Annotated in this window: 23 protein-coding genes; 11 read left to right on the forward strand and 12 right to left on the reverse strand. The window is 69.4% G+C overall.

Going from position 1 to position 23,928, the window contains the following annotated elements:
• Position 1: 1 nt before the first annotated feature.
• The 3 genes from ACIHAO_RS16360 to ACIHAO_RS16370 are packed head-to-tail and all read right to left on the reverse strand — an operon-like array spanning position 2 to position 1,958.
• Positions 2–1,216 carry a WXG100 family type VII secretion target gene (locus ACIHAO_RS16360; protein WP_396558526.1) on the reverse strand — a complete coding sequence of 405 codons (1,215 nt, stop codon included), beginning with the start codon at positions 1,214–1,216 and terminating at the stop codon, positions 2–4.
• Positions 1,216–1,539 (reverse strand): hypothetical protein, encoded by a 324-nt coding sequence (locus tag ACIHAO_RS16365; protein WP_328701620.1) that lies wholly within the window; start codon positions 1,537–1,539, stop codon positions 1,216–1,218. The genes ACIHAO_RS16360 and ACIHAO_RS16365 overlap by 1 nt, the downstream gene beginning before the upstream one ends.
• The gene (locus ACIHAO_RS16370; protein ID WP_396558528.1) at positions 1,536–1,958 is read right to left on the reverse strand and encodes a hypothetical protein; all 423 of its coding nucleotides are present in this window, start codon (positions 1,956–1,958) and stop codon (positions 1,536–1,538) included. Before ACIHAO_RS16370 ends, ACIHAO_RS16365 begins: the two co-directional genes overlap by 4 nt.
• A gap of 163 nt (positions 1,959–2,121) precedes the next feature.
• On the opposite strand from ACIHAO_RS16370, the gene ACIHAO_RS16375 reads away from it, so the two are divergent.
• The gene (locus ACIHAO_RS16375; protein ID WP_396558530.1) at positions 2,122–2,604 is read left to right on the forward strand and encodes a pyridoxamine 5'-phosphate oxidase family protein; all 483 of its coding nucleotides are present in this window, start codon (positions 2,122–2,124) and stop codon (positions 2,602–2,604) included.
• On the opposite strand, the gene ACIHAO_RS16380 is transcribed toward ACIHAO_RS16375, so the two are convergent.
• From ACIHAO_RS16380 to ACIHAO_RS16390, 3 genes are read right to left on the reverse strand one after another with little or no spacing between them, the layout of a single operon-like run.
• Positions 2,594–2,968 carry a MerR family transcriptional regulator gene (locus tag ACIHAO_RS16380; protein ID WP_396558532.1) on the reverse strand — a complete coding sequence of 125 codons (375 nt, stop codon included), beginning with the start codon at positions 2,966–2,968 and terminating at the stop codon, positions 2,594–2,596. The two genes, ACIHAO_RS16375 and ACIHAO_RS16380, sit on opposite strands and share 11 nt — an antisense overlap.
• Complete coding sequence (locus ACIHAO_RS16385) at positions 2,965–4,413, reverse strand: DHA2 family efflux MFS transporter permease subunit (RefSeq protein ID WP_396558534.1); 1,449 nt, start codon at positions 4,411–4,413, stop codon at positions 2,965–2,967. The genes ACIHAO_RS16380 and ACIHAO_RS16385 overlap by 4 nt, the downstream gene beginning before the upstream one ends.
• Entirely contained in the window at positions 4,410–4,994 is a 585-nt protein-coding gene (locus ACIHAO_RS16390; RefSeq protein WP_396558536.1) for an NADPH-dependent FMN reductase, read from the reverse strand. The genes ACIHAO_RS16385 and ACIHAO_RS16390 overlap by 4 nt, the downstream gene beginning before the upstream one ends.
• A gap of 254 nt (positions 4,995–5,248) precedes the next feature.
• Between ACIHAO_RS16390 and ACIHAO_RS16395 the strand changes: the two genes are divergently transcribed.
• The 4 genes from ACIHAO_RS16395 (at position 5,249) to ACIHAO_RS16410 (ending at position 7,123) form a co-directional block, all read left to right on the forward strand.
• Positions 5,249–5,635 carry a VOC family protein gene (locus ACIHAO_RS16395; RefSeq protein WP_396558538.1) on the forward strand — a complete coding sequence of 129 codons (387 nt, stop codon included), beginning with the start codon at positions 5,249–5,251 and terminating at the stop codon, positions 5,633–5,635.
• The gene (locus ACIHAO_RS16400; RefSeq protein ID WP_396558540.1) at positions 5,635–5,952 is read left to right on the forward strand and encodes a metalloregulator ArsR/SmtB family transcription factor; all 318 of its coding nucleotides are present in this window, start codon (positions 5,635–5,637) and stop codon (positions 5,950–5,952) included. The genes ACIHAO_RS16395 and ACIHAO_RS16400 overlap by 1 nt, the downstream gene beginning before the upstream one ends.
• Positions 5,949–6,386, forward strand: a complete 438-nt coding sequence (locus ACIHAO_RS16405; protein ID WP_396558812.1) for an SRPBCC domain-containing protein — start codon at positions 5,949–5,951, stop codon at positions 6,384–6,386. The genes ACIHAO_RS16400 and ACIHAO_RS16405 overlap by 4 nt, the downstream gene beginning before the upstream one ends.
• A gap of 164 nt (positions 6,387–6,550) precedes the next feature.
• On the forward strand, positions 6,551–7,123 hold the full coding sequence (locus ACIHAO_RS16410; RefSeq protein ID WP_125678004.1) for a TetR/AcrR family transcriptional regulator: 573 nt from the start codon (positions 6,551–6,553) through the stop codon (positions 7,121–7,123).
• On the opposite strand, the gene ACIHAO_RS16415 is transcribed toward ACIHAO_RS16410, so the two are convergent.
• Entirely contained in the window at positions 7,114–7,884 is a 771-nt protein-coding gene (locus ACIHAO_RS16415; RefSeq protein ID WP_396558542.1) for an SGNH/GDSL hydrolase family protein, read from the reverse strand. The two genes, ACIHAO_RS16410 and ACIHAO_RS16415, sit on opposite strands and share 10 nt — an antisense overlap.
• Positions 7,885–8,009: 125 nt before the next feature.
• Between ACIHAO_RS16415 and ACIHAO_RS16420 the strand changes: the two genes are divergently transcribed.
• The 3 genes from ACIHAO_RS16420 (at position 8,010) to ACIHAO_RS16430 (ending at position 10,411) form a co-directional block, all read left to right on the forward strand.
• The gene (locus ACIHAO_RS16420; protein WP_396558544.1) at positions 8,010–8,528 is read left to right on the forward strand and encodes a PadR family transcriptional regulator; all 519 of its coding nucleotides are present in this window, start codon (positions 8,010–8,012) and stop codon (positions 8,526–8,528) included.
• The gene (locus ACIHAO_RS16425; RefSeq protein ID WP_396558546.1) at positions 8,525–9,295 is read left to right on the forward strand and encodes an alpha/beta fold hydrolase; all 771 of its coding nucleotides are present in this window, start codon (positions 8,525–8,527) and stop codon (positions 9,293–9,295) included. Before ACIHAO_RS16420 ends, ACIHAO_RS16425 begins: the two co-directional genes overlap by 4 nt.
• Positions 9,296–9,376: 81 nt before the next feature.
• The gene (locus tag ACIHAO_RS16430; protein WP_396558548.1) at positions 9,377–10,411 is read left to right on the forward strand and encodes a helix-turn-helix domain-containing protein; all 1,035 of its coding nucleotides are present in this window, start codon (positions 9,377–9,379) and stop codon (positions 10,409–10,411) included.
• Here ACIHAO_RS16430 and ACIHAO_RS16435 read toward each other — a convergent pair.
• The 5 genes from ACIHAO_RS16435 to ACIHAO_RS16455 form a co-directional block, all read right to left on the reverse strand.
• On the reverse strand, positions 10,374–14,339 hold the full coding sequence (locus ACIHAO_RS16435) for a S8 family serine peptidase (protein ID WP_396558550.1): 3,966 nt from the start codon (positions 14,337–14,339) through the stop codon (positions 10,374–10,376). The two genes, ACIHAO_RS16430 and ACIHAO_RS16435, sit on opposite strands and share 38 nt — an antisense overlap.
• A gap of 297 nt (positions 14,340–14,636) precedes the next feature.
• On the reverse strand, positions 14,637–15,266 hold the full coding sequence (locus ACIHAO_RS16440) for a lamin tail domain-containing protein (RefSeq protein WP_396558552.1): 630 nt from the start codon (positions 15,264–15,266) through the stop codon (positions 14,637–14,639).
• A 444-nt stretch (positions 15,267–15,710) separates the two neighbouring features.
• Positions 15,711–16,211, reverse strand: a complete 501-nt coding sequence (locus tag ACIHAO_RS16445; RefSeq protein WP_396558554.1) for a lamin tail domain-containing protein — start codon at positions 16,209–16,211, stop codon at positions 15,711–15,713.
• Positions 16,212–16,311: 100 nt separating this feature from the next.
• On the reverse strand, positions 16,312–17,016 hold the full coding sequence (locus ACIHAO_RS16450) for a response regulator (RefSeq protein WP_396558556.1): 705 nt from the start codon (positions 17,014–17,016) through the stop codon (positions 16,312–16,314).
• A 605-nt stretch (positions 17,017–17,621) separates the two neighbouring features.
• On the reverse strand, positions 17,622–17,864 hold the full coding sequence (locus ACIHAO_RS16455) for an alpha/beta hydrolase (RefSeq protein WP_396558558.1): 243 nt from the start codon (positions 17,862–17,864) through the stop codon (positions 17,622–17,624).
• A gap of 239 nt (positions 17,865–18,103) precedes the next feature.
• On the opposite strand from ACIHAO_RS16455, the gene ACIHAO_RS16460 reads away from it, so the two are divergent.
• The 3 genes from ACIHAO_RS16460 (at position 18,104) to ACIHAO_RS16470 (ending at position 23,918) form a co-directional block, all read left to right on the forward strand.
• The gene (locus ACIHAO_RS16460) at positions 18,104–18,826 is read left to right on the forward strand and encodes a MerR family transcriptional regulator (protein ID WP_396558560.1); all 723 of its coding nucleotides are present in this window, start codon (positions 18,104–18,106) and stop codon (positions 18,824–18,826) included.
• A gap of 3 nt (positions 18,827–18,829) precedes the next feature.
• Positions 18,830–19,492, forward strand: coding sequence for a hypothetical protein (locus tag ACIHAO_RS16465; protein ID WP_396558562.1), 663 nt, complete (start codon positions 18,830–18,832; stop codon positions 19,490–19,492).
• Between the two features lie 79 nt (positions 19,493–19,571).
• Positions 19,572–23,918 (forward strand): HAD-IC family P-type ATPase, encoded by a 4,347-nt coding sequence (locus ACIHAO_RS16470; RefSeq protein WP_396558564.1) that lies wholly within the window; start codon positions 19,572–19,574, stop codon positions 23,916–23,918.
• Positions 23,919–23,928 lie beyond the last annotated feature (10 nt).

Genomic DNA, 23,928 nt, shown 5'->3' on the forward strand with positions numbered 1-23,928 from the left:
CTCATTTGTCCCAGGTGATCGGTGTGTGGTTGCCGGGGCTCTTCCTGCTCACCGGGTTGCCGTGTGGGTCGGTGCGGACCCCGTCCTCGTTGCGCAGCTCGACGTGAGGGTTCTCGCTGCCCGGAGCCCGGTTGCTGCCTTCCTTGATCGTCATTCGGACGATGCCGTTGTCATCGACGTACTTCGCCGGACCGGTCGGGGTTTGCTGCTTCTGCCAGCCCTGCGCATCGGCATACCGTGCCAGATCGGACGCCTTCGGAGGCGCACCGTTCGGGTCGAAGTACTCGGATAGCTTCGCCTTGACCGGAGGTGCCCCGCCTGCGTCGGGTTTCTCCCCGGCGCGGGCGTTCTTGAGGAACTTGGCTGCTGCCCCGCCAAGGAGCAGGCCGCCGACGATCTGGCCGCTGGCCCTGCCAGGGTGATCGGCCCAGTCGTTCCAGCCGATGACCTGCTTGCCGAACTCCACCGGGTGTGTGACGTTGTGCCACGCCGCCGAGGCGATATCAGTGATCCCGTCATGATCGGGGTTACCGGGGTCCCCGATGGCGTAAACGAGATTCCATATCCCCTCGGCAGAACCCGAGAAGGCGTTCCAGGCGCCTTCGCCGAAGTCGGCGAAGAAACCGCCTACGTCGTCGAGCCAGTCCGAGGCCGTTGGCGCACCGCCGGCCTCGTCGGAGATGGTCGTGGCCGCGCGATCTCCGGCTTCGGTGAGTTGCTGGCGCGCGCGGTTGAGAGTGTCGCGCGCTGCTTGCCGGGTTGCTTCGCCAGGGTCGGAGAACGGTGCGACCGCGACGCGTGTCGGGTCGCCATTCGCCGCACGTTGTTGGTTCTGGGCGTCCGCATTGGCGACGTTGCGGTCATATTGGGCCTTCGCGTTGGCAGTCGCTGCCTGCCCCTGGTCCCACATGCGGACAGCCTCACTGGCCTGCCCCTGTGCCCACCGCAAGGTCTGAGCATAGGCAGACAGCCCCTCGGCCACCGCGTCGAACGAATCGGACGCAGCCAGCCACTTAGGCGGCTCATAGCTGAACTTGTCGTGGAACTTCGTCGCGGCCGGCCCGGTCCACGAGCCGGTATCGATCCGGCGGAGGCCGTCACCAACCTGCCCGGTTGCCTCGCGCCGCCCGTGCAGTACCCGGGCGTTCTCCTCGATCGCTCCCGGATCGCCGGGCACCAGGGCACGCGGATCCGATGTCTCACCAAGCTCAGCCATCAGTCCTCGACCGCCGCCTCGCCAGGGTCTACGCGCAGTTTCTCTGCCGCGGCCGCATCGGTGCCGCGGTAAGCCTCGGCGACGTGCTTGAGGCAATCGCCGATGACCTCGGCATCCTCGGTCAGAGTGTCGAGCCCCTGACTCCACCGCGCGCAGTAGTCCGCGAGAGCGCTGTGCACCCCGGAGTGCCCATAGAGGGCAGCGTCGCCACACAAACCCCGCAGCGCGAAGGATTGCTGGTCATGGACGCTTTGGGCGATTCCCTTCGCGGCGCCTTCAAGCACCTCGATGTCAACGTGGAAGCCTGGTCCGTCCAAGCTCACCGCACGCGCTCCTGCTGTTCGCCCGCCTTGCTGGAGTGGTGCTCATTTCGGCGGCGCACCGCCGCGAGAATCTTGGGCGGAACCATCCGATTCAGAATGGGCATCCGATGGTCGTCGTCTGGATCCAGCATCACGCCGATGCCGACCGGTAGCTGTTCGAGAAGATCAGCACCGGTGGTCGCGTACAGGCCGCAGTCTCCGTAGTGCGCGGCGAGCCGTTGCGGTGTGGAGAACACGAACGTCCACCTCCCGCGTCCTTCGACCTCGACCACCTCGACACCTGGCCGAGCAGGACGGCGGCCACACACCATGGCTCGGGCAAAGACCAGATCGAACTCGTCAAGGCTTCGTTTCCCAGACCGGACTGCCTGCGCGCACGCGGCCACGGCAGCCTCGTCTCCGATAGCCCCCTCAGCCATGCCCGCAAGTGTACAGCGAACTGCAAGCAAGCGGTCACTGTTCGTGACTACTGCGTGAGGTCTGTATCGCCTCATGCACTGGCTCTAACGAATTCGTTCTCCGGGCGACGAGACTCCGGTCGTCACTGGACCTCGACCCCGGTCGAGGTTGCAGGGTGACTCCATGGACTCATCGGTTTTCGCGATACAGGGCTTCCTCGCCGAGCCACGCCTGCCTGCCAGCGTCGCCACCGTCACGGGCCGCGGGAAGCCGGCGCTGGCGATGATGTGGTTCGTGGCCGAGGAGGGCAGGCTGTGGTTCCACACCCCGGTGCCCGACGGCCCGCCGTCCCCGTTCTTGGCCGCGGCTCGCGACAACCGGGAGGTCGCTGTCATGGTCGCGACCTTCGCTCCGCCCGATGACGTCCGTCAGGTGCGGATGACCGGGCCGGCCAGGCTGGAGGCCAAGGACGTGGGCCGGATCCGCCGCATCTACGAGCGCTACGTTCCCGCCTGGTCGCGGTCCTGGGCGGAGCATGCCGCGTCGCCTGACGCGCGGCTGTGGTCGATGTCCCCTGACCGGGGTATGGCCGTGGCCTACCCCGGTCTGGAGAACCGCCCGGTGTTCCGTTGGTCGAGCGCGGCGGACGGGCCGTTCAGCTTCTGATGAAGTCGAGCGTCCGGTACTCGTCGACCACGGCGGCGAGTTCGGCGATGCGGGCCTGCCCGGCGTCGACGAGTCGTTGCCCGGCGCGTGACCACTGCCCGAGGTCGGAGGACATCGGCGGGATCTCGGCCAGGATCTCCGCGCTTTCGGCGAGGCTGAGCCCGACCCGCTGGGCGGCGACCGCGAGCCGGATCCGGCAGATGGCGTCGATCGTGAACCGGCGCGCGTTGCCGGCGGTGCGTTCGGCGGTGATCACGCGGTAGCGCTCGTAGTAGCGGACGGCGTTGGCCGAGACCCCGGCCTTGCTCGCGACCTCGCTGACGGTCAGCCGGGCTTCCGCCAGGGATCGTGCCGGCGTTGTCATGCCGCGCTCCGTACCGTGATGGGTTCCGCCGCCGGAGTCGGTTCGGTCCGCAGCCTGACCACCAGGGCGAGCACCATGACCGCGAGGACACCGACGAGAGTCAGACGATACGCGTCGACGATCTCCCCGGTGAGCGCCGAGCCCACCGACCGATCGCTCAAAGCGGCGAGACCCTGCCCGGCGGTGACGGTCGCGATCAGCCCGGTGAACACCGCGCTCACCACCGCCGTGCCGACCGCGCTCGCGATGGTGCTGGACAAGGGAAGGATCGCGGAACCGGACGCGAGGTCCGGGCCGCGCAGGTTCCGGCCCGCGCTCACGATGGTGGGCATCATGATCGCCCCCGTGCCCGCCCCTTGGAGCACTCCCAAGATCGCCAGCACCGGGTAAGGCGTGTCCGGTGTCAGGACGAGGATGGTCAGGGCGGTCGAGATGATCGCGAGACTCAGTCCGCTCCCGACGACGATCCGCGGGCCGAAGCGTTCCAATACGCGGGCGGCGAACTGGATGGTGAGGCCCATCCCGATCGTGCCCGGCACCATCATCAGCGCGCTGATCATCGCCGAATCGCCGCGCATCACCTGAATGTAGGCGGGCATCAGCAGCATCGAGCCGAAGTACGGCCCGGCGTACAGGATGAGGACCGCGGTGTTGCGCCCGAACGTCCGGTCGCGCAGCAGCCGGACGTTCAGCAGCGGTGCGTGATGCCTCCACGACCTTCGGATGAACACGGCCATGAGCGCGACCCCGGCGGCGACGATCGCCGCCCGGACGTTCATGCCGACCGTCTCTTCGCTGAATCCGTACGCCACCGCGACCACGCCGGGGACGAGCAGGAGGCCGCCGGCGAAATCGATCGGAGCGCGTTCCTCCGACGGGGTGTCGGCGGGCACCCAGCGCAGCACGCCGGCGACGCCGAGCAGGGCGGGTGGAACGGTGATGAAGAACAGCGCCCGCCACGACAAGCTGTCCAGCAGGAGCCCGCCGAGCATCGGGCCGAGGATCGGCCCGATCAGCAGGGGCAGACCGGTGATCGTGGTCATCCGGCTCCGGCGTTCCGGGGCCACCGCGCCGAAACCGATGGTCATCCCCAGCGGATTGATGAGGCCGCCGGCGAGGCCCTGCACCGCCCGTGCGGCGATCAGCCAGCCAAGATCGCCGGCGGCGCCGGCGGCCGCGGACGCCGCCGCGAACACGAGCAGTGCGACCAGGTACACCCGGCGCGCTCCCCAGCGTTGCGCGAAAGTCGCCGCCAGCGGCATCGCCGCGACCATGCCGAGCGCGTACGCGGTCGCGATCCACTGGATCGTGGTGAGCGACGCGGAGAAGGTCGTCATGAACCGCGGCAGCGCGACGGCGACGATCGTGGTGTCGAGCACGGCCATCAGCCCGCCGAGCGCGATCACCGCGGCGATGCGCAGTTCTTGTCCGGTCAGGCGGTTCATGCCGCACTCGCCTGAGCCGCGACGCGTCCGGCGCGCAGGGTGCGGGCCCACCAGCCCAGTTCGGTCATCGTCGCGACCAACGCGCCGCGCTCGCCTTCGGTGCCTTCGTACCCGTTCGGGCCCAGGCGGGTCCAGGGAGCGTTCAGCAGCACCGCGTCGCGGATGGTGGTGGCCCGCAGTTCCGGGAAGATCAGCCGCAGCTGCTCGATCGCGCGGATACCGCCCGAACCGGCGCCGTAGCCGACGAACGCGACGGGTTTGTACGCCCATTCGGTGAAGTGCCAGTCGATCGCGTTCTTCAGCGCCGCCGGGAAACTGTGGTTGTACTCCGGGGTGACGACGAGGTAGGCGTCGGCCGCGCGCAGCCTGTCGCTGATCACCGTCTCGGTCCCGCCGGGTTGTGTTCCCTGCAAGGGCAGATCGATGTCGGCGAGGTCGATGGGGTCGACCTCCAGTCCGTCGATCGCGGCGAGTTCGGTCAGCAGCCAGCTCGTGATGGCGTCGGCGAATCGTTCGTGCCGGACGCTGCCGATGATCACAGCGAGGCGGAGGGGGGACTGGGTGGTGTTTTCCGTGGTCATGCCGAAGACGCTAAAAGCTCGTCCATAGGCGAACTCAAGCTCTTGCGGCCCTGATCACGAACCCTGGACCTCTATTTAAGTAGAGGTTGTAAGGACAGGTTTTGTGATAAGCCTTCGGTCATGGACGACTTCGGCGCTGACCCGGATGGCCTGGCGAAATGGGGCGACGCCTGGCGCTCTTGGCGCGCAGATGTTCCTCTCCGTCAAAGGGGCCGGGATTGACACGTAGGAAATCTCCTACGTATGGTGGCGGCATGAACATCGACCGCGTGCAGTTCCTCACCGTTCCGGTCGCCGATCAGGCCAAGGCGCGCGACTTCTACGTCGGCAAGCTCGGTTTCGACCTGATCGTCGACGTCAGCGGCCCGCACGGCCCGTTCGTCATGGTCGGCCCCAAGGGGGCGGAGACCGGCATCGTCCTGGTCGATCGCGCCGTCGGCGGGCTCGACCATCAGGCGCGCGTGCATTTCCAGCTGAGCACCGCCGACGTCGACGCCGACATCGCCGAGCTTCGTGCCCACGGCATCGAGGTCGACGACGCGGAGGAGATGCCGTGGGGCCGCGTGACCTCGTTGAAGGATCCCGACGGCAACGCGATGGGATTGCTCGAATCGTCCGGCTACGGCAACTGGCCGCGCTAGTGCCGGTCAACGACGACGTCTTCGCTGCGCTCGCCAACCCGGCCCGCCGCGAGGTGCTGGGCATCCTCCTCGACGGCCCACGGGCGGCGGGGGAGATCGCCGAACGCTTCGACATGCGGCGGCCCAGCCTGTCGGAACACCTTCGGGTGCTGCGTGAGGCCGGCCTCGTCCGGGAGGAGCGGCAGGGCCGCAACCGCGTCTACTCTCTCGAGGCCGCTCCGCTGCGAGAGGTCTCCGACTGGCTTTCGCCCTACGAGCGCTACTGGCGCGGCAAGCTGGGCAACCTGCGCGACCTGCTGGACGGGGAGGAGTTCTGAACGACGAAGATCCGACGGCCGTTCATGTCGATCAGTTCCTGGCGCATCCGCCGCGCAAGGTGTGGCGCGCGCTGACCGAACCGCAGCTGCTCGAACGCTGGCTCCGGATGCCGAACGACATCAAACCCGTTGTGGGACACCGGTTCGAACTGCTCGCGGATCCCGTTCCCGCCGCCGGATTCGAAGGCGGTCCGGTCGCCTGCGAGGTACTGGCCGTCGAGCCGGAACGGTTGCTGAGCATCAGCTGGGGTCCGGAGTGGACGGTCACCTGGCGGCTCGCGCCGGAGGGCTGCGGGACCAGGTTGTTCCTCAGCCACGAGGGCTTCGATCCCGACGACGAGTTCCAGCGGATGTCACGCCAGATCATGGGCGGCGGCTGGCGCACCGGGGTTCCGAAGGCGCTGGCGCGTGTGCTGGACGAGATGGCGGACTAGAGGGCGCTCGCCGGCGGTCCGGTACCTGCTGGAATCTGACCTCGGCTCAGTGGCGCGGGTGAGTGGGGAAGATTCGGGACGTTCAACGTCCCGAATCTCCCATCGTCGATCCCGAGACTCGAGTCGCCGGACAGGCTCTCGACAGCGGGTCTAGGATCCCCGCTGTGACGGACGAGAAACCGCTCCGAGCCGATGCCCGCCGTAATCGCACACGGGTGTTGGAGGCTGCGGAGCGCGTCTTCACGGCCAAAGGCACCAGTGCGCCGACAGAGGAAGTCGCCCGCGAAGCAGGCGTCGGAGTCGGCACCGTGTTTCGGCACTTTCCAACGAAAGAGGCGCTTCTGGAGGCGGTGCTCTTCGCGCGCCTTCACCGCTTCGTCGATGAAGCGGAGGCCACGGTGGCCGCCGACTCACCCGACCCGGGCGCCGCGTTCTTCGGGTTCCTGACCGGCTGGATCGAGATGTCGGGTGCCAAGAACGCCTACTTCGAAGCCCTGTCGGCGGCCGGAGTCAGCGTTCCGTCGGCAGGGTCGGTCATCGGCGTCCGCCTGAAGGACGCGCTCGGTGTACTGCTGAGCCGGGCGCAGGACACCGGCGATGTCCGCAAGGATCTCGGCGTCGACGAACTGATCCCGGTGATCATCGGAACGGCGAAGGCGGCGGAGCATGCCGGACCCGAGTTTCGGGCCCGGACGATCTGCATCCTCTTCGACGGGCTTCGGCCGCGTCAGGCGTAGGGGTCCATCGCCGGCCGCTTCGGCGCGAGCTCGTCGCCCGAGGACTCGCCACGCAGCCTGCGCTTGATCCACGGGACAGCGTGCTCCTTGCCCCACTGGAGGTTCTCGGAGCGTCGCGCCTGCGGGCTCAGTAGCGGGCGCGGTCCGAGTTCGGCGGGGGCCAGCTTGTGCGGTTCGCCGAGCGCGTCGAGGACGGCGATGGCGATCTCGTTGTGCCCCAACGAGTTCAGGTGCAGGCGGTCCGGTGCCCACAGCCGCCTGTCCCGCAGTTGCCGCATCGCCCACATGTCCACCAGCAGTGCCCCGTGCCGCGCGGCGATACCGCGGACGTGCTCGTTGTAGATCGCGACGCGGCCGCGGATCCTGCGGAACAACGCGTCCTCGACCCCGTCGACACCGGTGAAGAGGACGACCCGCGCACCCGTGGCCACGACCTTGCCGACGGCGGCGTCGTAGTCGTCGATGAGGGCGTCGATGTCGACCTTCGGCCGCATCAGGTCGTTGCCGCCGGCGTACAGCGTCACGAGGTCCGGGTTCAGCGCGAGCGCCGGGTCGAGCTGCTCGGCGAGGACCTGCCCGAGGAGTTTGCCGCGGATCGCGAGGTTCGCGTAGCGGAAGTCCTGGTAATTGGCCGCGAGAGTGGCGGCGACGCGGTCTGCCCAGCCGCGGACGCCGTTGGGCGAGGACGGGTCATCGTCGCCGACACCCTCGGTGAAGGAGTCCCCGAGGGTGACTAAGCGCTTGCTTATCGCGGAGGACATGGGCCGGTCTCCTCGAATAGTGATGGCATACCCGGATGTTACCCAGACGGGCGCGGTGGGCCGGGCGCACCCTCCTCGGCGGACGCTAGTTGACAAGTCTCATAGGTGACCTGTCTACTAGTGGAATGGTTCTTTCCCGCCTCATCCTGGGGTTACTCGCCCTCTCACCCATGACCGGCTACGACCTCAAACGCCATTTCGACTCGACGGTCGGGCACTTCTGGGCGGCGGACAAGGCGCAGATCTATCGCACCCTCGCCCAGCTCGTCACCGACGGGCTCGCCGATGTCGAGAAGGTCGCCGGTTCCGGAGCGCCGGACCGGCAGGAACACCGCATCACCGCCGCGGGGCGGACGGCTCTCGCCGAGTGGCTGGCGAGTGAGCCCGAGCGTCACGTCGAGCGCGATCCGTTCCTCGCGCGGGTGTTCTTCGGCGCGGACCTCGGCGACGACGCCTTCCGCTCACTTTTGGCGGGACATCGCGAGGCGACCCGAGCCAGGCTGGAGCGGTTCGAACGGACCCGGGCCGAGTCACCGGCATCCGACCGCGCGTCCCGGCTGCGACTGTCCACGTTGGACAATGGGATCGCGCATCTGCGCGTCGAACTGGCCTGGCTCGACGCTGTCGAGGAGGAGCTCGCGTGAGCGCGTTCCCCGAAGTGCACTCCGCCGGGACGGACGCGACAAAGCGGCCCCTGGTGCTGGTGCACGGCGGCAACGCCGCGAACTGGATGTGGGAACCGCAGCTGTCCGCGTTCGGCGACCGCACCGTGCTCACGCCGGATCTGCCGGGCTTCGGCGAGCGGGTCGGCGAGGACTGGCCTGGACTGAACGCGGTGGCGGACGACGTCGTCGCGAGGGTGTCCGGTCACGGGGTCACCGGTCCCTTCGATCTCGTCGGGCTTTCCCTCGGAGCCCTCACAACGTTGCGTGTGCTGGCGCGGCATCCGGACCGGGTGGGTTCGGCGTTCCTGACCAGCGCGCCGCTCGTGCCCGCCGGTGCCGGGATGCGGCTGTACTGCAAGATGCAGCTCGCCTTGCTGCACACCCGCTGGTTCTGGCGTGCTCAAGCCTCGGTTTTCGGACTCCCCGCGGACTCACGCGCCCGGTATGTCGAGCACGGTCTTTCGGTGCGCCGGGAGACCGAGTCCGCGATGGTCGCCGAAGTGTGCGCGGGTGGGGTTCCCGCGCAAGTACGCCGCTATCGGGGCCCCTTGCTCGCGATCGCGGGGGAGAAGGATTCCGCGGCGGTGCGGCGATCCCTGGCGGACATCGCGCGGGTCGCACCCCAGACAAGTTCCCGGGTGGCGCCGGGGATGCACCACATCTGGAATGTGGAGGACCCGGAACTGTTCAACGGTGTACTGCGCACGTGGCTCGAGGGAGCCGTCGATCCGCGTCTGGAGAGTTGACCGCCTGGACCAGCGCGGTCCCTGTTGCCCGCCGAAGCCCAGCGGTATGGTCAGGCGAAAGCGACCTCGGTGGGAGCTAATTTGCTGGACATCATCGGTCTGAGTGAAATCGACGTCGAGGTCTACGACGCGTTCGCCGGAACCGGTTCGATGACCGTCGCCGAAATCCGGCGGCGAACCGGGTTGCCCGAGCAGCGGCTGCTCCCGGTTCTGCGCTCGCTGACCGAAAAAGGGTTGCTCACCGGGCTGCCCGGTCCGGCGGAGGCGTATTCGGCGGTGCGACCGGAGATCGCGCTGGAGGCGATGCTCCGGCAGAAGGAGCGGGAACTCGCGAGTGCGCGGCTGGTCGCCGACCGGTTGCGCGAGCGCTACCGGGCGACGGCCGGCGAACGGCCGGTCGACCTCATCGAGGTGGTCCACGGGGACGAACTCATCGCCGACCGGGCCGATCAGCTGCTGCGCTCGGCCGAGCAGGAGGTCGCTTTCGTCAACAAGCCGCCTTACGCGCAACCGCCGAGTGTGCTGCACCCCGCCGAACGTGACCTGCTCAACCGGGGTGTCCGGTTCCGCGGGGTCTACGAGCGCAGTGCGCTGGAATTGCACGACCTGTCGTCCGACATCGAGGCGGGTCTCGCCCTCGGCGAGGAGGCCCGCGTGGTCACCGCCGCCCCGCTGAAGATGATCGTGGTCGACCGGCGACTCGGGCTGGTGCCGCTGCGTTCCGATCTCCCCGAGGTCGGCACGGCACTGGTGATCCACCCGTGCGCGCTGCTCGACGCGCTCAGCGCGGTCTTCGCTTTCCTTTGGCAGACCGGACTTCCGCTGCACATGCCCGGTTCCGTCGAGCAGGCGGACGTCGCACCGTCCGACGACGCCCGCCTGCTCGCGCTACTCACCACCGGCCTGCCCGACCGAAGCATCGCCAAGCAGCTCGGCATGAGCTACCGGACGTTCCAGCGACGCCTCCGCGACCTCATGACCGCACTGGGCGCGACCACCCGGTTCCAAGCCGGGCTTCAAGTCGCCACCCGGGGCTGGGTCACCTTGCCGGTGACCCGGCCCACGCGTGAGGACGACGTCATCGAAGACGAGGGTTCGCCTTCGCCACGTCCGTGAGCGCATAGGCCCGCTGGACCGTCTGCGTCACGGTGTTGCCGGAGCCGTCCCGTGCGTCCGAGCGCAGCCAGACGGACCCGTCGGTCGCCGCGAGCCGCGGGTGAGTCACCGTCACCGACCAAAGGCCGCTCCCGTTCGGACGGACGTTCGCCGCCGTCCAAGTGCGTCCGCCGTCCGTCGACGCCGAGACCCGCAGCTGCGTCACCGGCCCGCCGCCACGCGCGCCGCTGTGCGACCCGGCGAACACGTCGAAGGTGAACGGGTGCCCTGCCGGTGCGCGGCCGCCGAGATCCAGCGGCAGCCGGTGATCCAGCTGGATGAGCGGCTGGAAGGAACACGCGTTGCCCGATTCGTAGCAGGTGAACCCGAGCGGTGACGCGGCCTCGGACCGGGCCGAGGCGAACGTCCACGACGTGTCGGTCCGCGGGGCGTTCTGGAACAGCACTCCGCTCGGGACACCGACCTGCGCCTGGCCGGGCATCACGTCGGTCACGTCCAGCCGGTACGTGGCGGGAGTGGGCGCGAGCCGGAACACCGGGAGAAGGGCGAGCGGATCGTCCACATTGGATCGCGGGATCTCTTTCCCGTCCTTGGACAACCGCACCGTGGTCGCCACGAAGTACCGCGCGTTCTCGTACGGATTCGTGTAGTGCCCGCCCGAACCCACACCGCTCGCACCGTCCATCCACTGCGCCGCGGGGACGAAGAGGTCAGGGTCCGCGCCGCCCCGGCACATCGAGCACAGCACCGCCCAGCCACGGGCCGTCGCCGGGTAGCGAGCCGGATGGTCCGACGGCAGTTCGATCGACCCGCCGCGCAGTGGCGCGCGGAACCAGCTCTCGTCCGGCCTCGACCGCTCGCCCGCGCGGTAGATGTTCTGCGCGTTCATGGACAGCGCGGCGCGACGGCCCGCTGCGTCGGTACCGGACAGGGTGACCACCCGTTTCCAGATCAGCCGATCGTCCGCCGGGCCGGTGTACTCGGTCCACGCGCCCGGCACCGGGATCTTCGTGCCCTGCACCACTTGCGTCTTCCACAGCCCGGTCGGGAAGGCGTACCAGTTCTTCTGCGCGCTCAGTGCGGGTTTTTCGGCTTGGTAGGCGGTTTTCGTGGCGACCAAGGACTTCTGGTCGACACGCCGGACGAGCTCCTTCGGCACCCCGTTGGCGTCGAGGTAGCTGAGGTTGTACATCGCGTCCGGAGCCGCGCGCACCAGCAACCGCACCGAAACCGCGCCGGCGGTCCGCAGCGTCTCGCCTTCGTCCCAGCCGAGGGACAGGGTCGGCACCACCGAACTGCTGAGCCCCGGAACACTCAGCGAACCCGGCGAACCGGCGTAAGGGATCATGGCGGCCCCGCCCGCGGCGGCCACCGCGCGTGCCGCGTTCGCGATATCGGCGGAGACGTCGCCCACCGGGTTCGGTGACCCGGCTTGGACCGGGATCCGCACCAGGACGGCCTTCCCCCGTACGTCGATACCCGCGAGATCACTCGCGCCACCCGCGCCGCCGAAGACGACCGGCAGTGTTCGTTCACCAGGTGACTTCGCCGTCAGCGACGGCACGTCGTACGCGGGATTCAGCACGGGCGAGCCGCCGCCGACGACTCGCATTTCGACCGCGGTCTGGGACAGCGTCGCGCTGTCCTGCAACGAAATCGCGCCCGCCGAGGTGGCCGCCGCGGGGGTCACGCGGACGTCCCAACCCGGGCCCACGGCCAACCCGGCTTCGCCAACGTAGCCGTTCACCCCCGCTTCCCCGGGGATCACGCGCCGCAGCATCACCGTGCGGTCCCGCAGGTCGGTGGGGGTGGGCGTGATCAGCCCTGCCGGGACGGTGTTCGCCGCGTTCAGGGTGATCTCGGCCGGGGCTGTGACCGAGACCTGCGTCGCGCTCATCGCCGACCAGCGCCGCACTGCCAGCCCGCGCTCCATCACCCAGCCGAGTGCCGAATAGCGTCCAGCGGGCACGAGCACCCGGCCGACTCCGTCGACCAAGCCGACCTGCTGGCTGACCTGGTCGAGGAACGGGTCATTGCGGTTTCCCGCACCGGCCGCGTCGTCGATCAGCTGGGCCGACGCGAGCTGAGCCGGGCCATCCGCCGAATCCCGCACCCGGATCGTCACCGGGAACAGCTTCGCCGCGTTGTAGGTGCTCACGGCCGTTCGCACCGAGTTGGACCCGTCCGCTGTCGTGGCCACCACGGCGCCGCCGTAGACGCCGGCCACCCCTTGGCTCGGATCCACGGCGAGGTCGACGGTGGCAGAGGATTTCGGCGGGATCGACAGGTCCGTCTTCGTCAGGCGCATCCCGGTCCCGGGTTGTGCGTTGCCGTCCCACGGCCGCACGGTCAGCTTCAGGTTCAGTGCCAGCGGCCGGTCCCCGGCGTTGGTGTAGGACAGCTGCCGTACGACCGGCGCCGCGCCGGTGGTGGTCCGCTCGTTGCGGCCGAAGCTCGCGACGGCGGTTCCGGTTGCCTTCTGCGAGACCGCGCGTGCGACGTCGAGGAGACCGGATCCCTGCTCATACCAGCGAAGGCCGATGTCTTTGGCCGTGGTGACGAGCGTGTTCTTCAGTTCCTGCCAGGTGATCCCCGGCTGCTGCTGCAGCAGGATCGCCGCGGCACCCGCGACGTGCGGCGTCGCCATCGAAGTGCCCGACGCCGCGGTGTAGGAGTCGTTCACGGGCTCGCCCATCTCCGTGTTCGCGGCCCGGGCGGCGACGATCCCGACGCCCGGCGCGGTGATCTCCGGCTTGACGGCGGCGTCCCGCAGTCGCGGGCCGCGGCTGCTGAACCACGCGATCGAATTGTCCCTGCCGACCGCCCCGACCGTGAGCGCCGACGTCGCGGCCCCCGGTGTGGTGACGGTCCGGTCGCCCGGCCCGGAATTCCCGGCCGCTACCACGAACAGCGTGCCGGACTTCGCCGAAAGCGTGTCGACCTGCTCGCTCAACGGATCGGCTCCGTCGCTGACGCCGGCCCCGAGGCTGAGGTTCACGATCTTCGCGCCCTGCGCGACGGCCCAGTCGATCCCGGCCATGACCTGTGCGGTGTCACCCTCGCCGGAGGCGTCGAAAACCTTGGCCACCACCAGCTTCGCGTCCGGCGCCACGCCCTTGTGCCGGCCGTCCGACGCCGCGCCGGTGCCGGCGATGATCGACGCGCAATGGGTGCCGTGGCCATGGCGGTCCACGGCGTCGCCTTCTCCGCTGAAATCCGCCGAGGTGATCGTCTTGCCTGCCAGGTCGGGATGCTTCTCGTCGATCCCGGTGTCCACCACCGCGACCGTGGTCCCCTTCCCGGTCCATCCGCCGCTCCACGCCGACGGCGCACCGACCTGCCCGGTGCTCTTGTCCAGCGCCACCCGGACCTTCCTGTCGAGGCGAACCTGTGAAATCCCTTGGCTCAGCACAGGTTTTCCGCCTGCGTCGAACGTGACGAGCGAACGCCAGAACTCGGCCGTCCCCGCCTTCTTGACCTGCACCCCCACCCCGTTGGCCGTGACGAGCGGGGTGCGTCGCTGAGTCTGCGGGAGCGCCTTCGCCTTCGCGTCCAGCGACTGCGCGGACAGCCCCGATCGGTCGCCGTAGCGCACGATCACGGGGATCGTGGCGCTCGCCGCGTCGTCACGCCGGTCGCCGACGAGCGCGGTCACGTTGAACAGGTCCGGGCTCAGCAATCCCTTGCCGACGAACGGAAGCGCGTCCGACGGATACACCATCAGCCCTTCGGCCGTGGTCGTGATCTGGAACGCCGGGCTCGGCCGATCCGGCCGCACCGCCGGTTCGACCTGTGCGCTGCCGTGTCCGGCACCGTCCCGCTCGTAGGTCACCACGTCGCCGGTGAGCAACGTGACGCGATGGACGTCCGGCCGCCCGGCGACGGGAGCGGGTCCGGACAGGGCGGCGGTCGCGGCGGTCGCGGTCACCGGTAGCGGGGAAAGGGCGACCAGAGCGGAGGCCGCCAAAATCGCCGACGGGTGCCGTGGGCGTCTCGTCACGTGAGGGGAACGGGGAAGCATCGAGCCTCACTCTCCTCGGATATCACGAAGCGGCCGTGGTCACGGCCGCCGCGAAAAGGGATTTCCCAGAGGATGAGGCAGGAGTTCTCAGATGAACACAACTCTCGGTGGCGGTATGTCGCCGTTGGCGAGATACCGCCATGGAAGGGCCCGGACCGCCGACGGCGGCCCGGGCCCGGGCGGAAGGGGTCGGTACTACGAGCCTTACAGACCCGGGGAGCGCAGCTGCAGGGAGAAGTCCTGCCGGTTGTTGTCGGTGTCGGTGCTCAGGATGTTGCGGGTGTTCGCCGCGTTGAGCGAGTCGGTGACGGTGCTCTCCGGAGTCGCGGCCTGGCCTTCACGTGCGGACATGACCGCGTTGCTGAAGGCGACACCGTCGATCTTCGCGCCGGCCAGGTTCTGGACCGAGACGCCACCGAGGGTCGGGATACCCTCGGTGCCGGTCAGCGTGAACGGAATGACGTACGTCTGGTCGCCGATGGTGCCGGAGAAGTTCTGTCCGACCAGCACGGCGTACTGGCCGGGGTTGCCCTTCGGCTGCAGGATGGTGCCGGCAGGCAGGACGATCGTGTCGACCACGACGTTCGACGGCGAGTAGATGCGGATCACGTGGCCGCTCACGTCCTGCGGCTGGTTCGAGACGTTGCGCAGCTCGACGTACTCGTCGAGCAGGCCGTTCACGCCGCGGGTCGAAACCTCGTTGACCACCACCGTGGACGAGACCAGCGGCGCGGCCTCGGTTCCCTCACGCTCGCCCGCCGCGTTCGCGACACCGCCGGCCATACCCATCGCCAGCATCGCGAATACCGCCGAAGCACCCAGAATCCGTCGCATGAGAAATTCCTTTCAGCTAGATTTCGGGGAATCTTTTCGCCGGACCGGAACCTTTCATCCGGCGGCGACAAGACAATTATCCGAGAACGGGGGCGTCGCCGGAAAGGGGCCAGTTTTCCGGTACTTTCCCGTCAGTCGATAATTTCCTTCGCTGTCTTCTTGCGACCGCGGCGGCGAGTTCCAGCTCACGGCTGGGCGTGCCCAATACGTCACTGAGCCGCTGCCGCCAATACGGGCCGGGGATGCGTTTCCCTCGCTCCCAGCGCGAAACCTCCTCTCGCGTGACGCTGTCGTTGCCGGAGCGGATATGCAACTTCGCGACCAGGTCGCACTGTGACCAGCCTTTCGCGATTCGTTGTTCTGCGAGTAGTTCGCACAGGGGGGTCACGACCGAACCTTTCTGATGCGGGCACACGGATTCGAAACCGGCCGGGGGAGCGAATCTCAGGGGAGTGGCCGTACACAGCCGAAGTCGGCCTTGTTGTCGTCGGTGTCGCGGCTGACGGCGTCCCTTGCCTGGGCGAAACCGGGACAGGCGACGGCGGCCTGGTTCTCGCGACAGGGCGAAGACGGCGCCCATCCGACGCTGTCGACGCGGGCTCCGCGCCGGTCCAGCAGCATCTCGCCGTCCCCGACGATCGCCTCGACGACCATTTGCTGCACGGTCCCGCCGAAGCCCTGCCCGGTGATGAGGAAATGGTCGCCGGCGGGGATCTCGCTCCCGGCGGGCATGGTGGCCAGCTCGACGGGCACGACTCCGCCTGTGCACGCCTGAACGGACCAACCGCCGATGTCGAGCGTGGCGGCGCCGGTGTTGTGCAGGGCGATGTAGCCTGCCGGGCCGCCGAGAACCTCATGGATCTTGACCGACGAAGCCCGGACGGTGTCCGGGGCGAGGGTTCCGGCGAGCGCGAGGATCAGGAACGGAAAGCCTGACTTCGTCATGACCGCAACGCTAGAAAAACGATCTCGGTGGCGCAGGATACGGTGGGTACCGAACCTGCTCCGGTCGCGGTACTTCCGGTACGCCGCCCACCCGGCCGGCCTAGCCGCGGTATCCGGCCAGCCGGTCCGCGGCGTGCGGCTCGCCTTCGTGCGGAGTGGTCTCCAGCCGCGGCAGCGGGGTGCCGCCCGGCCGGAATCGCAGTGCCCGGAACAGGTCGCGCCTGCTGCCGAAGCCCAGCTTCTGCAGGATCCTGCTCACGTAGTTCTTCACCGTCTGCGTCGCGAGGTGCAGTTCTTCGGCGATCTCGTCGTTCGACCACCGGTAGAGAATCAGCGCGAGGATGTCCTCCTCCCGCCTGGTCATCAGGCTCGCGTACCGCACGGCTTCGGTGACCGGCCGCGGGGTTCCGCCTGCCTGCACACACACCCGCTGCCCGGCGAGGGTGGAGCGTACCGCCGACATCACCTCGCCGCCGCTGGCCGACTTGTGCACGAAGCTGTCCGCACCCGCGTTCAATGCCATGGCGATGGCCGAGGGCGAGGCGTCGCCGGCGAAGACCAGGACGGCCGCGCGCTCGAAGTGTTCCTTGACGAACCGGCAGATCGCGGTCCCGGCGGGCTCGCCCCAGATCGACAGTTCGGTGATGACCATGTCCGGGTGGCTCTTTTCGCACTGCGACAACGCTTCCGGCTCGCTCGCGGCTTCGGTCACCGCCCCCACCTCTGCCGAATCCCGCAACAGCCTGCTGAGCGCGTATCTGATGAGGGGCTGGTCGTCTACTACGAGCGTGGTGACGCGGTTCATGGTTCCCCTTGGGGTATTGACGGACGCCCGGGGTGGCCCGGGCCGTGCGGTCGGTCCGGGCCGGGTCGTCCCGGCGGCGCCCGCATGCGCCAAGAACACGTTCGGCCGCTCGGGCGATCCGTCGAACCGACCGCCGCGGCGACGTCGGTAGTCATTTTTCGCCGATTCCTCTTTCGTCGCGGTCCGGCATGGATCTTCCCGCTTCTCCACGCGGGTGAGGACCAGCAATCGGGTGACAAGAGGAAAAGTCGCCGCGCGAGATGGCCGGATTTGGGCCGGACGGCGGAACGGGGATACAAATTCCCCACGCGTCGCACGGGACACGTGGAAGTCCGGATCCCGTTGTGCCGTCGAGGTCGCTGGGGGAAGGATGATCCGACGGATTCGTCTTCGTCCGGTTCTCGCCGGGTCATGAACCGGCGTTCGGTATATCCGTTCGCGCCCGTTCATCGTACTGGTTCGGTGCGTTTCGTTGAAAGACTTCGTCGGAGAATCGTATTTCCGGGAGGCCGGCGAATGATGTATTCATCGCGCTTCGGCGATGAAGTGTGATCGTGCCAGTGGCAAGAGGGCCCAGAACCGCGCCTGGACCTTCCACCGGTCGATCAGGAACAGGACACGCCGCGCTTCGGCGGCTTCCCCGACATCAGGAAGTTCGTCGTGGTGTTCAGCGCGCAGGCGTTGCCGCCGAGGACGTAGACGCCGTGGCCACTGGCGTCCACGGTCACCAGCCGCGACCGGGCACCGAACTTCTCGTCGATCAGCTGCCCGCCCCGCAGCGGGGTCACCGGGTCCCGCCGGTTCTGCGCGACCAGCACGTTCTGCGGGCCCTTGGCCTCGACCGCCACCGAGGCCAGTACGCGCAGGGCACGATGTTCGCTCCGGCGGCGCCGTAGAGCGGGTACCGCTCGCGGTCTTCGGCCACGCCACGCTGATAGGTGCGTACGTCCGAGGGCCAGGTGACGTCGTTCTCGTCAGGTTCCCTCGATCTCGATGTGATCACCGACGGGTGTATTCGAGGCCGTGCCCCAGGGGCATGGTCAAGCCGCTTGACCATGCCCCTGGGGCACGGTGTCCAATGCGGGGGATGTCCTGGAGCACACGGGAGCTGGCGGAACTGGCCGGCACGACGCTGAAGACCGTCCGCTACTACCACCGGATCGGGTTGCTCGACGAGCCGGAGAGAGCGCACAACGGGTACAAGCGGTATCGCGTCGAGCATTTGGTCCGGCTGCTGCGGATCCGGCGGCTGGTGGACCTGGGTGTGCCGCTGGCCGAGATCCCGGCGATGGCGGACTCGGACGAGCGCGCGGAGCAGACGCTGCGCGCGCTGGACGAGGAACTGCGGGCGAGTATCGAACGGCAGCAGCGGATGCGCGACGAGCTGGCGTTGATCCTGCGCCGCCGCAGCCTGGTGGACCTGCCACCGGGCTTCGACGGGAACGTCGAGGGCATGCCGGAGGAGGAGCGCTCACTGATGATGATCTTTTCGACCGTGCTGGACCCGGCCACGATGGCCTCCCTGCACGCACTGCAACCGGCCTCCCGGCCTGCCGCCCAGAAGGAGTTCGACGAGCTGCCCGCGGACGCCGACGACGCGACGCGGCAGCGTGTCGCCGAAGACTTCGCCCCGTTCGTCCGCAGTCAGTACGAAGCCCAGCCCGGACTGCTGGACGCGAAGACGTGGAAAGCCATCACCAAACCGGTCGTCCTCCGCGGCGTGGTGGATCTGTACAACCCGGCCCAGCTGGATGTCCTGCAGCGCGTGAACGCCCTCCTCGACCTCAACCCACCGGAAGGGACGTCCTGAACCATGGTCAAGGAACTCAAACGACGGTGGCGGCTTTCCAGGGTCAGGTCCGGGGACGGGTCCGCGCTGGCCGAATACCGCCGGTGGCAGCTTTTCTCCCGTTCGCTGTTCTACCTCGAGCTCGAAGCACACGTCTACGCGGTCGACGTCCGGTACCTCGCCGACGCCAAGACCCGCAAGCAGCACGAAGCCGCGGAAGGGAAGAGCCCCGCCGCGCTGTACCGGGACGGCGTCCAGCTCTTCCGGTCCAACCTGCCCGCGGCGTTCCCCGTGCCGGGCGGCGTCGTCGAAGTCGCCACCAGCGCGGTCGGGCTGAAGCGCATGCACTTCGTCCCCGAGCACGGTGGCGAGCGAGCACTGCGGCCGCACCCTCGTTCGCAGGAAGGACTGCGGGCGAGGTTCGGGCGGCGATGTCCCCGGACCAGCGCCGCGATCGGCGCGGTCTCGCTCGTGATCCTGCTGATCGCGCTCGTCTTCGGCCTGCTCCAAGGCGCGGAGGCCGTCACCAAGATCCCCGTCGTCGCCGAACACGTCGGGACCTTCACTTCGCCGCTGGTGCTGCCGAAATGGGCGAAGATCACGCTCACGGTGGCGGGATTCCTCTCCGCCCTCGAACGCGCGCTGAGGCTCCGGTACAACCGGTTGATCGACTCCGTCACCTCTTGAGGTGGTGAGGGGGTTCGACGTTCCACCGCGCGGGTACTCGGGGAGATCCACAAGGCCCCGAGCGTGAGGAGGATGCCGCATGCCGCGGACGGACCTGGAGACCGTGGACGTGCTGGGTGTCGCCTTCCCCAGACCGTCGCGGACGCTGGGGCGGGTCGCCCGGGGGCTGGCCGGACTGGCACTTCTTCCGCTGGAGGGGATCCCGGGACGCGGGCCGCGGCGGGCGGTCTGGTCGTGTCCCGGCAGGCTCTACATCGAGACGCACGGCGTGAAGGGACCGGACGGCGCCCGCGTCGCCCGGCGGGTGGAACGAGCCTTGGCGGAGATCCCCGGCGTGCGCTGGGCGCAGGTGAACGCGCCGACGTCCCGGGTCGTCGTCGCGGTCGGAGATCCGGAACCCCGTCGACTGGAGCTGATCCGCGCGGTCGAACGAGCCGAGGCGGAGCCTGCTTCCGAAGCGGAGCGGGTCGAAGAGGACGAACTGCATCATCCGGCGGACGGCACCACGGCGACCCGGCTGCCGTCCACCCTCGCCGCGGACGTCGCGGGGCTGATGCTGTCGGTGGCTTCGAAGGTCATGCCGTGGGCTCCGTTGCCGACGGAGGTCGCGGCGCTGGCGTCACTCGTCGACCTGCATCCGCGGTTGCGGGCCTTGGCCGACCGGAAGCTGCGCGGACGGGAGCGGGCGGATTCGGCCACCTCCATCGGTGCGGCGCTGGTCCACGGTCTCGCGGCCCGCAGCGAGGGAACGGTGCTGGACATCATGGTCCGCGGCACCCAATGGCGGGAGGCCAAGGCACACCAGCGAGCCTGGTGCGAAGCCGAGTCCAGGCTGGTCGGGCAACGCGAGCACGCCGGCGCCGAATCGGTGGTGAGCGAACGGCCGTGGCCGCTGCCGGAAAGCGCCGCCGATCGCCACGCGCGCCGGTCCATCGCCACCGGGGCCGCGGCCGCCGCGGCGGCCCTGCCGTTCGTCGGGCCGCGGCGCGCCGCCGCGGTCGGGATCTCCGCGTTGCCCAAGGCCCCCTCCAACGGGGCCGCCGCCTTTTCCGCCCAGCTGGGCCAGGTCCTCGCCAGGCGCGGCGCGCTGGTGATGGACCGGTCCGTGCTGCGCGGGCTCGACCTGCTCGACACGATCGTCATCGGCACCAGGGCGCTCGGCGCGGGGGCGAACGTACTCAGCGATCTGGTCCCGTTGCCCGGTGGCGACCCGGTGGACCTGACGGCCGCCGCCTTCGCCCTGTTCGACCCGGAGAAACCCGAGGTGGTCCGGCGGGACGGCGAATGGACGCTCGGCCCGGTCGAAGACCTCGACGGTGGCGAGGGATTCCCCGAACGGCGGCGGATGCTGGACCAGGGCGCCCATCTGGTGCTGGGTTTGGTCCGTGACGGGAAGCCGGCCGGGCTGCTCGCCGTCGCGCAGGAGGTCTCGCCCGACGTGGACGCGCTGGCTTCCGCGGCCAAGGCCGCCGGGCTGCGGGTGGTCCAGACCGACGACGGCGTCGTGCTCGACGCGGTCCGCGAACTCCAAGCGTGCGGACGTGTCGTCATGCTGGTCTCCGATGATCGCCGGGCGCTGGGGGCGTCCGACTGCGGAGTCGGCGTGCACGAGGACGGGAACCCGCCGCCGTGGGGCGCACACGTGCTGATCGGCCGCGACATCGGCACGGCCGTCCTGCTCGTCGAGGCGATCACCGCGGCCAAGGCGGTCGTCCGGGATTCGACGATGCTCGCGACCGCGGCCAGCGGCATCGGGGGCGTGACCGCGCTCGGCGCCCGGCGGAGGCCCGCCGCGAGCGGCCTTCGCGCGGTGAACGCCGGGGCGCTCATGGCTTTCGGTGACGGGATCTGGCGTGCTCGGACACTCACCGGCGAGCGGAAGGCGCCTTCCTCGGGCCGCGTCGCTCCGCCGTGGCATTTGATGCCCGCGGACCTCGTGCTCGACCGGCTCGGCTCGGGCCCGCGTGGTCTGGAAGAGCGCGAGGCCCGCCGGCGGGCGCCCGCCGGTCGTGCGGGCGGCGAAGGCAACGCCGGCACGAGCATCGCGAAGGCGTTCATGGCCGAGCTCGCCAACCCGCTGACCCCGGTACTGGCCGGTGGTGCGGCGGTTTCGGCCGCGGTGGGCTCTCCGGTCGACGCCGCCCTGGTCGCCGGGATCGTCGGGGTGTCCGCGTTGATCGGCAGCGTGCAGCAGGTGCACACCGATCGCGCGCTGGCCGGGCTCTTCGAACGGTCCGCGACGGTGACCACCGTCGTCCGCGACGGTGCCGAGCGGCAGATCGTCGCCGACGCGCTGGTGCGGGGTGACGTCGTGTCGCTGCGTTCCGGCGACGTCGTGCCCGCGGACTGCCGGGTGCTCGAAGCGACCGGCGCGGAACTCGACGAGTCGTCGCTGACAGGGGAGTCGCTGCCGGTGTCGAAGACTCCGGCGCCGGTCGTGGCCGCCGAGCTCGCCGAGCGGGCGTCGATGCTGTACGAGGGCACCACGGTCGCCGCGGGCAAGGTGTCCGCCGTGGTCGTGGCGACCGGGGACGAGACCGAGGTCGGTCGGGGAATGGCCGCCGCACGGGGCGCCGCCCCGGAGACCGGCGTCGAAGCACGGCTCGCGTCGCTCACCAAACAGGCGATGCCGGTCGCGGTCGGCTCGGCGGTCGCCGTCGCGGGCGCCGGGCTCATCCGTGGCGTACCGCTGCGGCAGAGCGTCGGGGCGGCGGTGAACCTCGCGGTCGCGTCGGTGCCGGAAGGCCTGCCGTTCCTGGTGAACGCGGCACAGCTGGCGGCCGCCCGCCGGCTCGCCGAACACGGTGCGCTCGTCCGCAATCCGCGCACCATCGAGGCGCTCGGGCGGGTCGACGTCCTCTGTTTCGACAAGACCGGCACCCTGACCGAAGGCAAGCTGAGCGTCAGCCGGATCGACGACGGCAGGACCACGGCAGAGGTGCGGCGACTGCGGAAGAGTCACCAGGCGGTGCTGGCCGCGGCCGTCCGCGCGACGCCTCGGGCGGAGAACCCCGAGGATCTGCCGCACCATACGGATCAAGCCGTACTCGAAGGCGGCATCACCGCAGGCGTGGACGCCGGCGGCTGGGAAAAGTCGGGCGCCGTCCCGTTCGAGCCGTCACGGGGATTCCACGCGACGAACGGGAAACTCGGCAAGCGGTACCTGATGTGCGTCAAGGGTGCACCGGAGACCGTCCTTCCCCGGTGCACCCGGCACGGCGATCGGTCGATGGGTCCCGGTGTCCGAAGCAGACTGGAGAAGCGGGTGGGACGCCTGGCCGCCGCCGGGCACCGCGTCCTCGCCGTCGCCGAGAAGACCGTGTCCACAAAGGACTTAGCCGAGGACGACGTCGACGAGCTCCGGCTGCTCGGCTTCATCGCCTTGGCGGATCCGGTGCGTGACAGTGCCGCACCGGCGGCGGAACGGTTGCGCGAGGCGGGAGTGCGCACGGTGATGATCACCGGCGATCATCCGGCCACCGGCGAGGCCGTCTCCGAGGAGATCACCGGCCGCAACGGTGACACCAAGGTGCTCACCGGCGCGAGGATCGAGGAACTCGCCGACGAGGAGCTCGATCGCGAACTCGCCGACGTCGACGTGATCGCCCGGTGCAGCCCGGCGCAGAAGGTCCGGATCATCCAGGCCTATCAGCGCGGGGGCCGGGTCGTCGCGATGACCGGTGACGGCGCGAACGACGCGCCCGCCATCCGGCTCGCCGACGTCGGGATCGCGCTCGGACAGCGGGGCACGGCCGCGGCGAGGGCGGCCGCGGACCTCGTGGTGACCGACGACCGGCTGGAGACGATCGTCGCCGCGTTGGTGGAAGGCCGGGCGATGTGGGCGTCGGTCCGCGAGGCACTCGGCATCCTGCTCGGTGGCAACCTGGGGGAGATCGCCTTCACCGTGCTCGGCTCGATCGTCACCGGACGTTCACCGCTCACCGCTCGCCAGTTGCTGCTGATGAACCTGCTCACCGACCTGGCGCCCGCGCTGGCGATCGCGTTGAGCAGGCCGGACGGCGAGACCGTGCCGGAGTTGTTGCGCGAGGGGCCCAGCGCGTCACTCGGGAACGCTCTCCGGCGCGACATCACCACGCGCGCGGTGACCACGACACTCGGGGCGTCCGTCGCGTGGACCCTCGCGAGGCTGACCGGCAGGCAACGGCGGGCGAGCACGGTCGCGCTCGTCTCCCTGATCGGTACTCAGCTCGGGCAGACACTGGCCGTCGGCGGCCGGGACGGCACCGTCCTCGCCGCGGGCCTTGGCTCCGCCGTACTGCTGGCGATCCTGGTCCAGACCCCAGGGGTCAGCCAGTTCTTCGGCTGCACGCCGCTCGGGCCGGTCGGCTGGGGGATCGCGCTCGGCAGCGCCGGAGCGGCGAGCGTCGGTGGCCTGCTGCTCGGGCAGCGAGGTGTCGAAACGTAGCAAGAATGGC

This window comes from Amycolatopsis sp. NPDC052450, from assembly GCF_044547565.1.
In the GTDB taxonomy this organism is placed as follows: domain Bacteria; phylum Actinomycetota; class Actinomycetes; order Mycobacteriales; family Pseudonocardiaceae; genus Amycolatopsis.

Bases quoted from the DNA above. Each gene is read 5' to 3' on its own strand.
- ACIHAO_RS16390 (WP_396558536.1), bottom strand. From the start codon at position 4,994: ATGACCACGGAAAACACCACCCAGTCCCCCCTCCGCCTCGCTGTGATC.
- ACIHAO_RS16465 (WP_396558562.1), top strand. From the start codon at position 18,830: ATGGTCAAGGAACTCAAACGACGGTGGCGGCTTTCCAGGGTCAGGTCC.
- ACIHAO_RS16440 (WP_396558552.1), bottom strand. From the start codon at position 15,266: ATGCGACGGATTCTGGGTGCTTCGGCGGTATTCGCGATGCTGGCGATG.
- ACIHAO_RS16445 (WP_396558554.1), bottom strand. From the start codon at position 16,211: ATGACGAAGTCAGGCTTTCCGTTCCTGATCCTCGCGCTCGCCGGAACC.
- ACIHAO_RS16360 (WP_396558526.1), bottom strand. From the start codon at position 1,216: ATGGCTGAGCTTGGTGAGACATCGGATCCGCGTGCCCTGGTGCCCGGC.
- ACIHAO_RS16395 (WP_396558538.1), top strand. From the start codon at position 5,249: ATGAACATCGACCGCGTGCAGTTCCTCACCGTTCCGGTCGCCGATCAG.
- ACIHAO_RS16385 (WP_396558534.1), bottom strand. From the start codon at position 4,413: ATGAACCGCCTGACCGGACAAGAACTGCGCATCGCCGCGGTGATCGCG.
- ACIHAO_RS16380 (WP_396558532.1), bottom strand. From the start codon at position 2,968: ATGACAACGCCGGCACGATCCCTGGCGGAAGCCCGGCTGACCGTCAGC.
- ACIHAO_RS16450 (WP_396558556.1), bottom strand. From the start codon at position 17,016: ATGAACCGCGTCACCACGCTCGTAGTAGACGACCAGCCCCTCATCAGA.
- ACIHAO_RS16470 (WP_396558564.1), top strand. From the start codon at position 19,572: ATGCCGCGGACGGACCTGGAGACCGTGGACGTGCTGGGTGTCGCCTTC.
- ACIHAO_RS16460 (WP_396558560.1), top strand. From the start codon at position 18,104: ATGTCCTGGAGCACACGGGAGCTGGCGGAACTGGCCGGCACGACGCTG.
- ACIHAO_RS16375 (WP_396558530.1), top strand. From the start codon at position 2,122: ATGGACTCATCGGTTTTCGCGATACAGGGCTTCCTCGCCGAGCCACGC.
- ACIHAO_RS16415 (WP_396558542.1), bottom strand. From the start codon at position 7,884: ATGTCCTCCGCGATAAGCAAGCGCTTAGTCACCCTCGGGGACTCCTTC.
- ACIHAO_RS16370 (WP_396558528.1), bottom strand. From the start codon at position 1,958: ATGGCTGAGGGGGCTATCGGAGACGAGGCTGCCGTGGCCGCGTGCGCG.
- ACIHAO_RS16420 (WP_396558544.1), top strand. From the start codon at position 8,010: ATGGTTCTTTCCCGCCTCATCCTGGGGTTACTCGCCCTCTCACCCATG.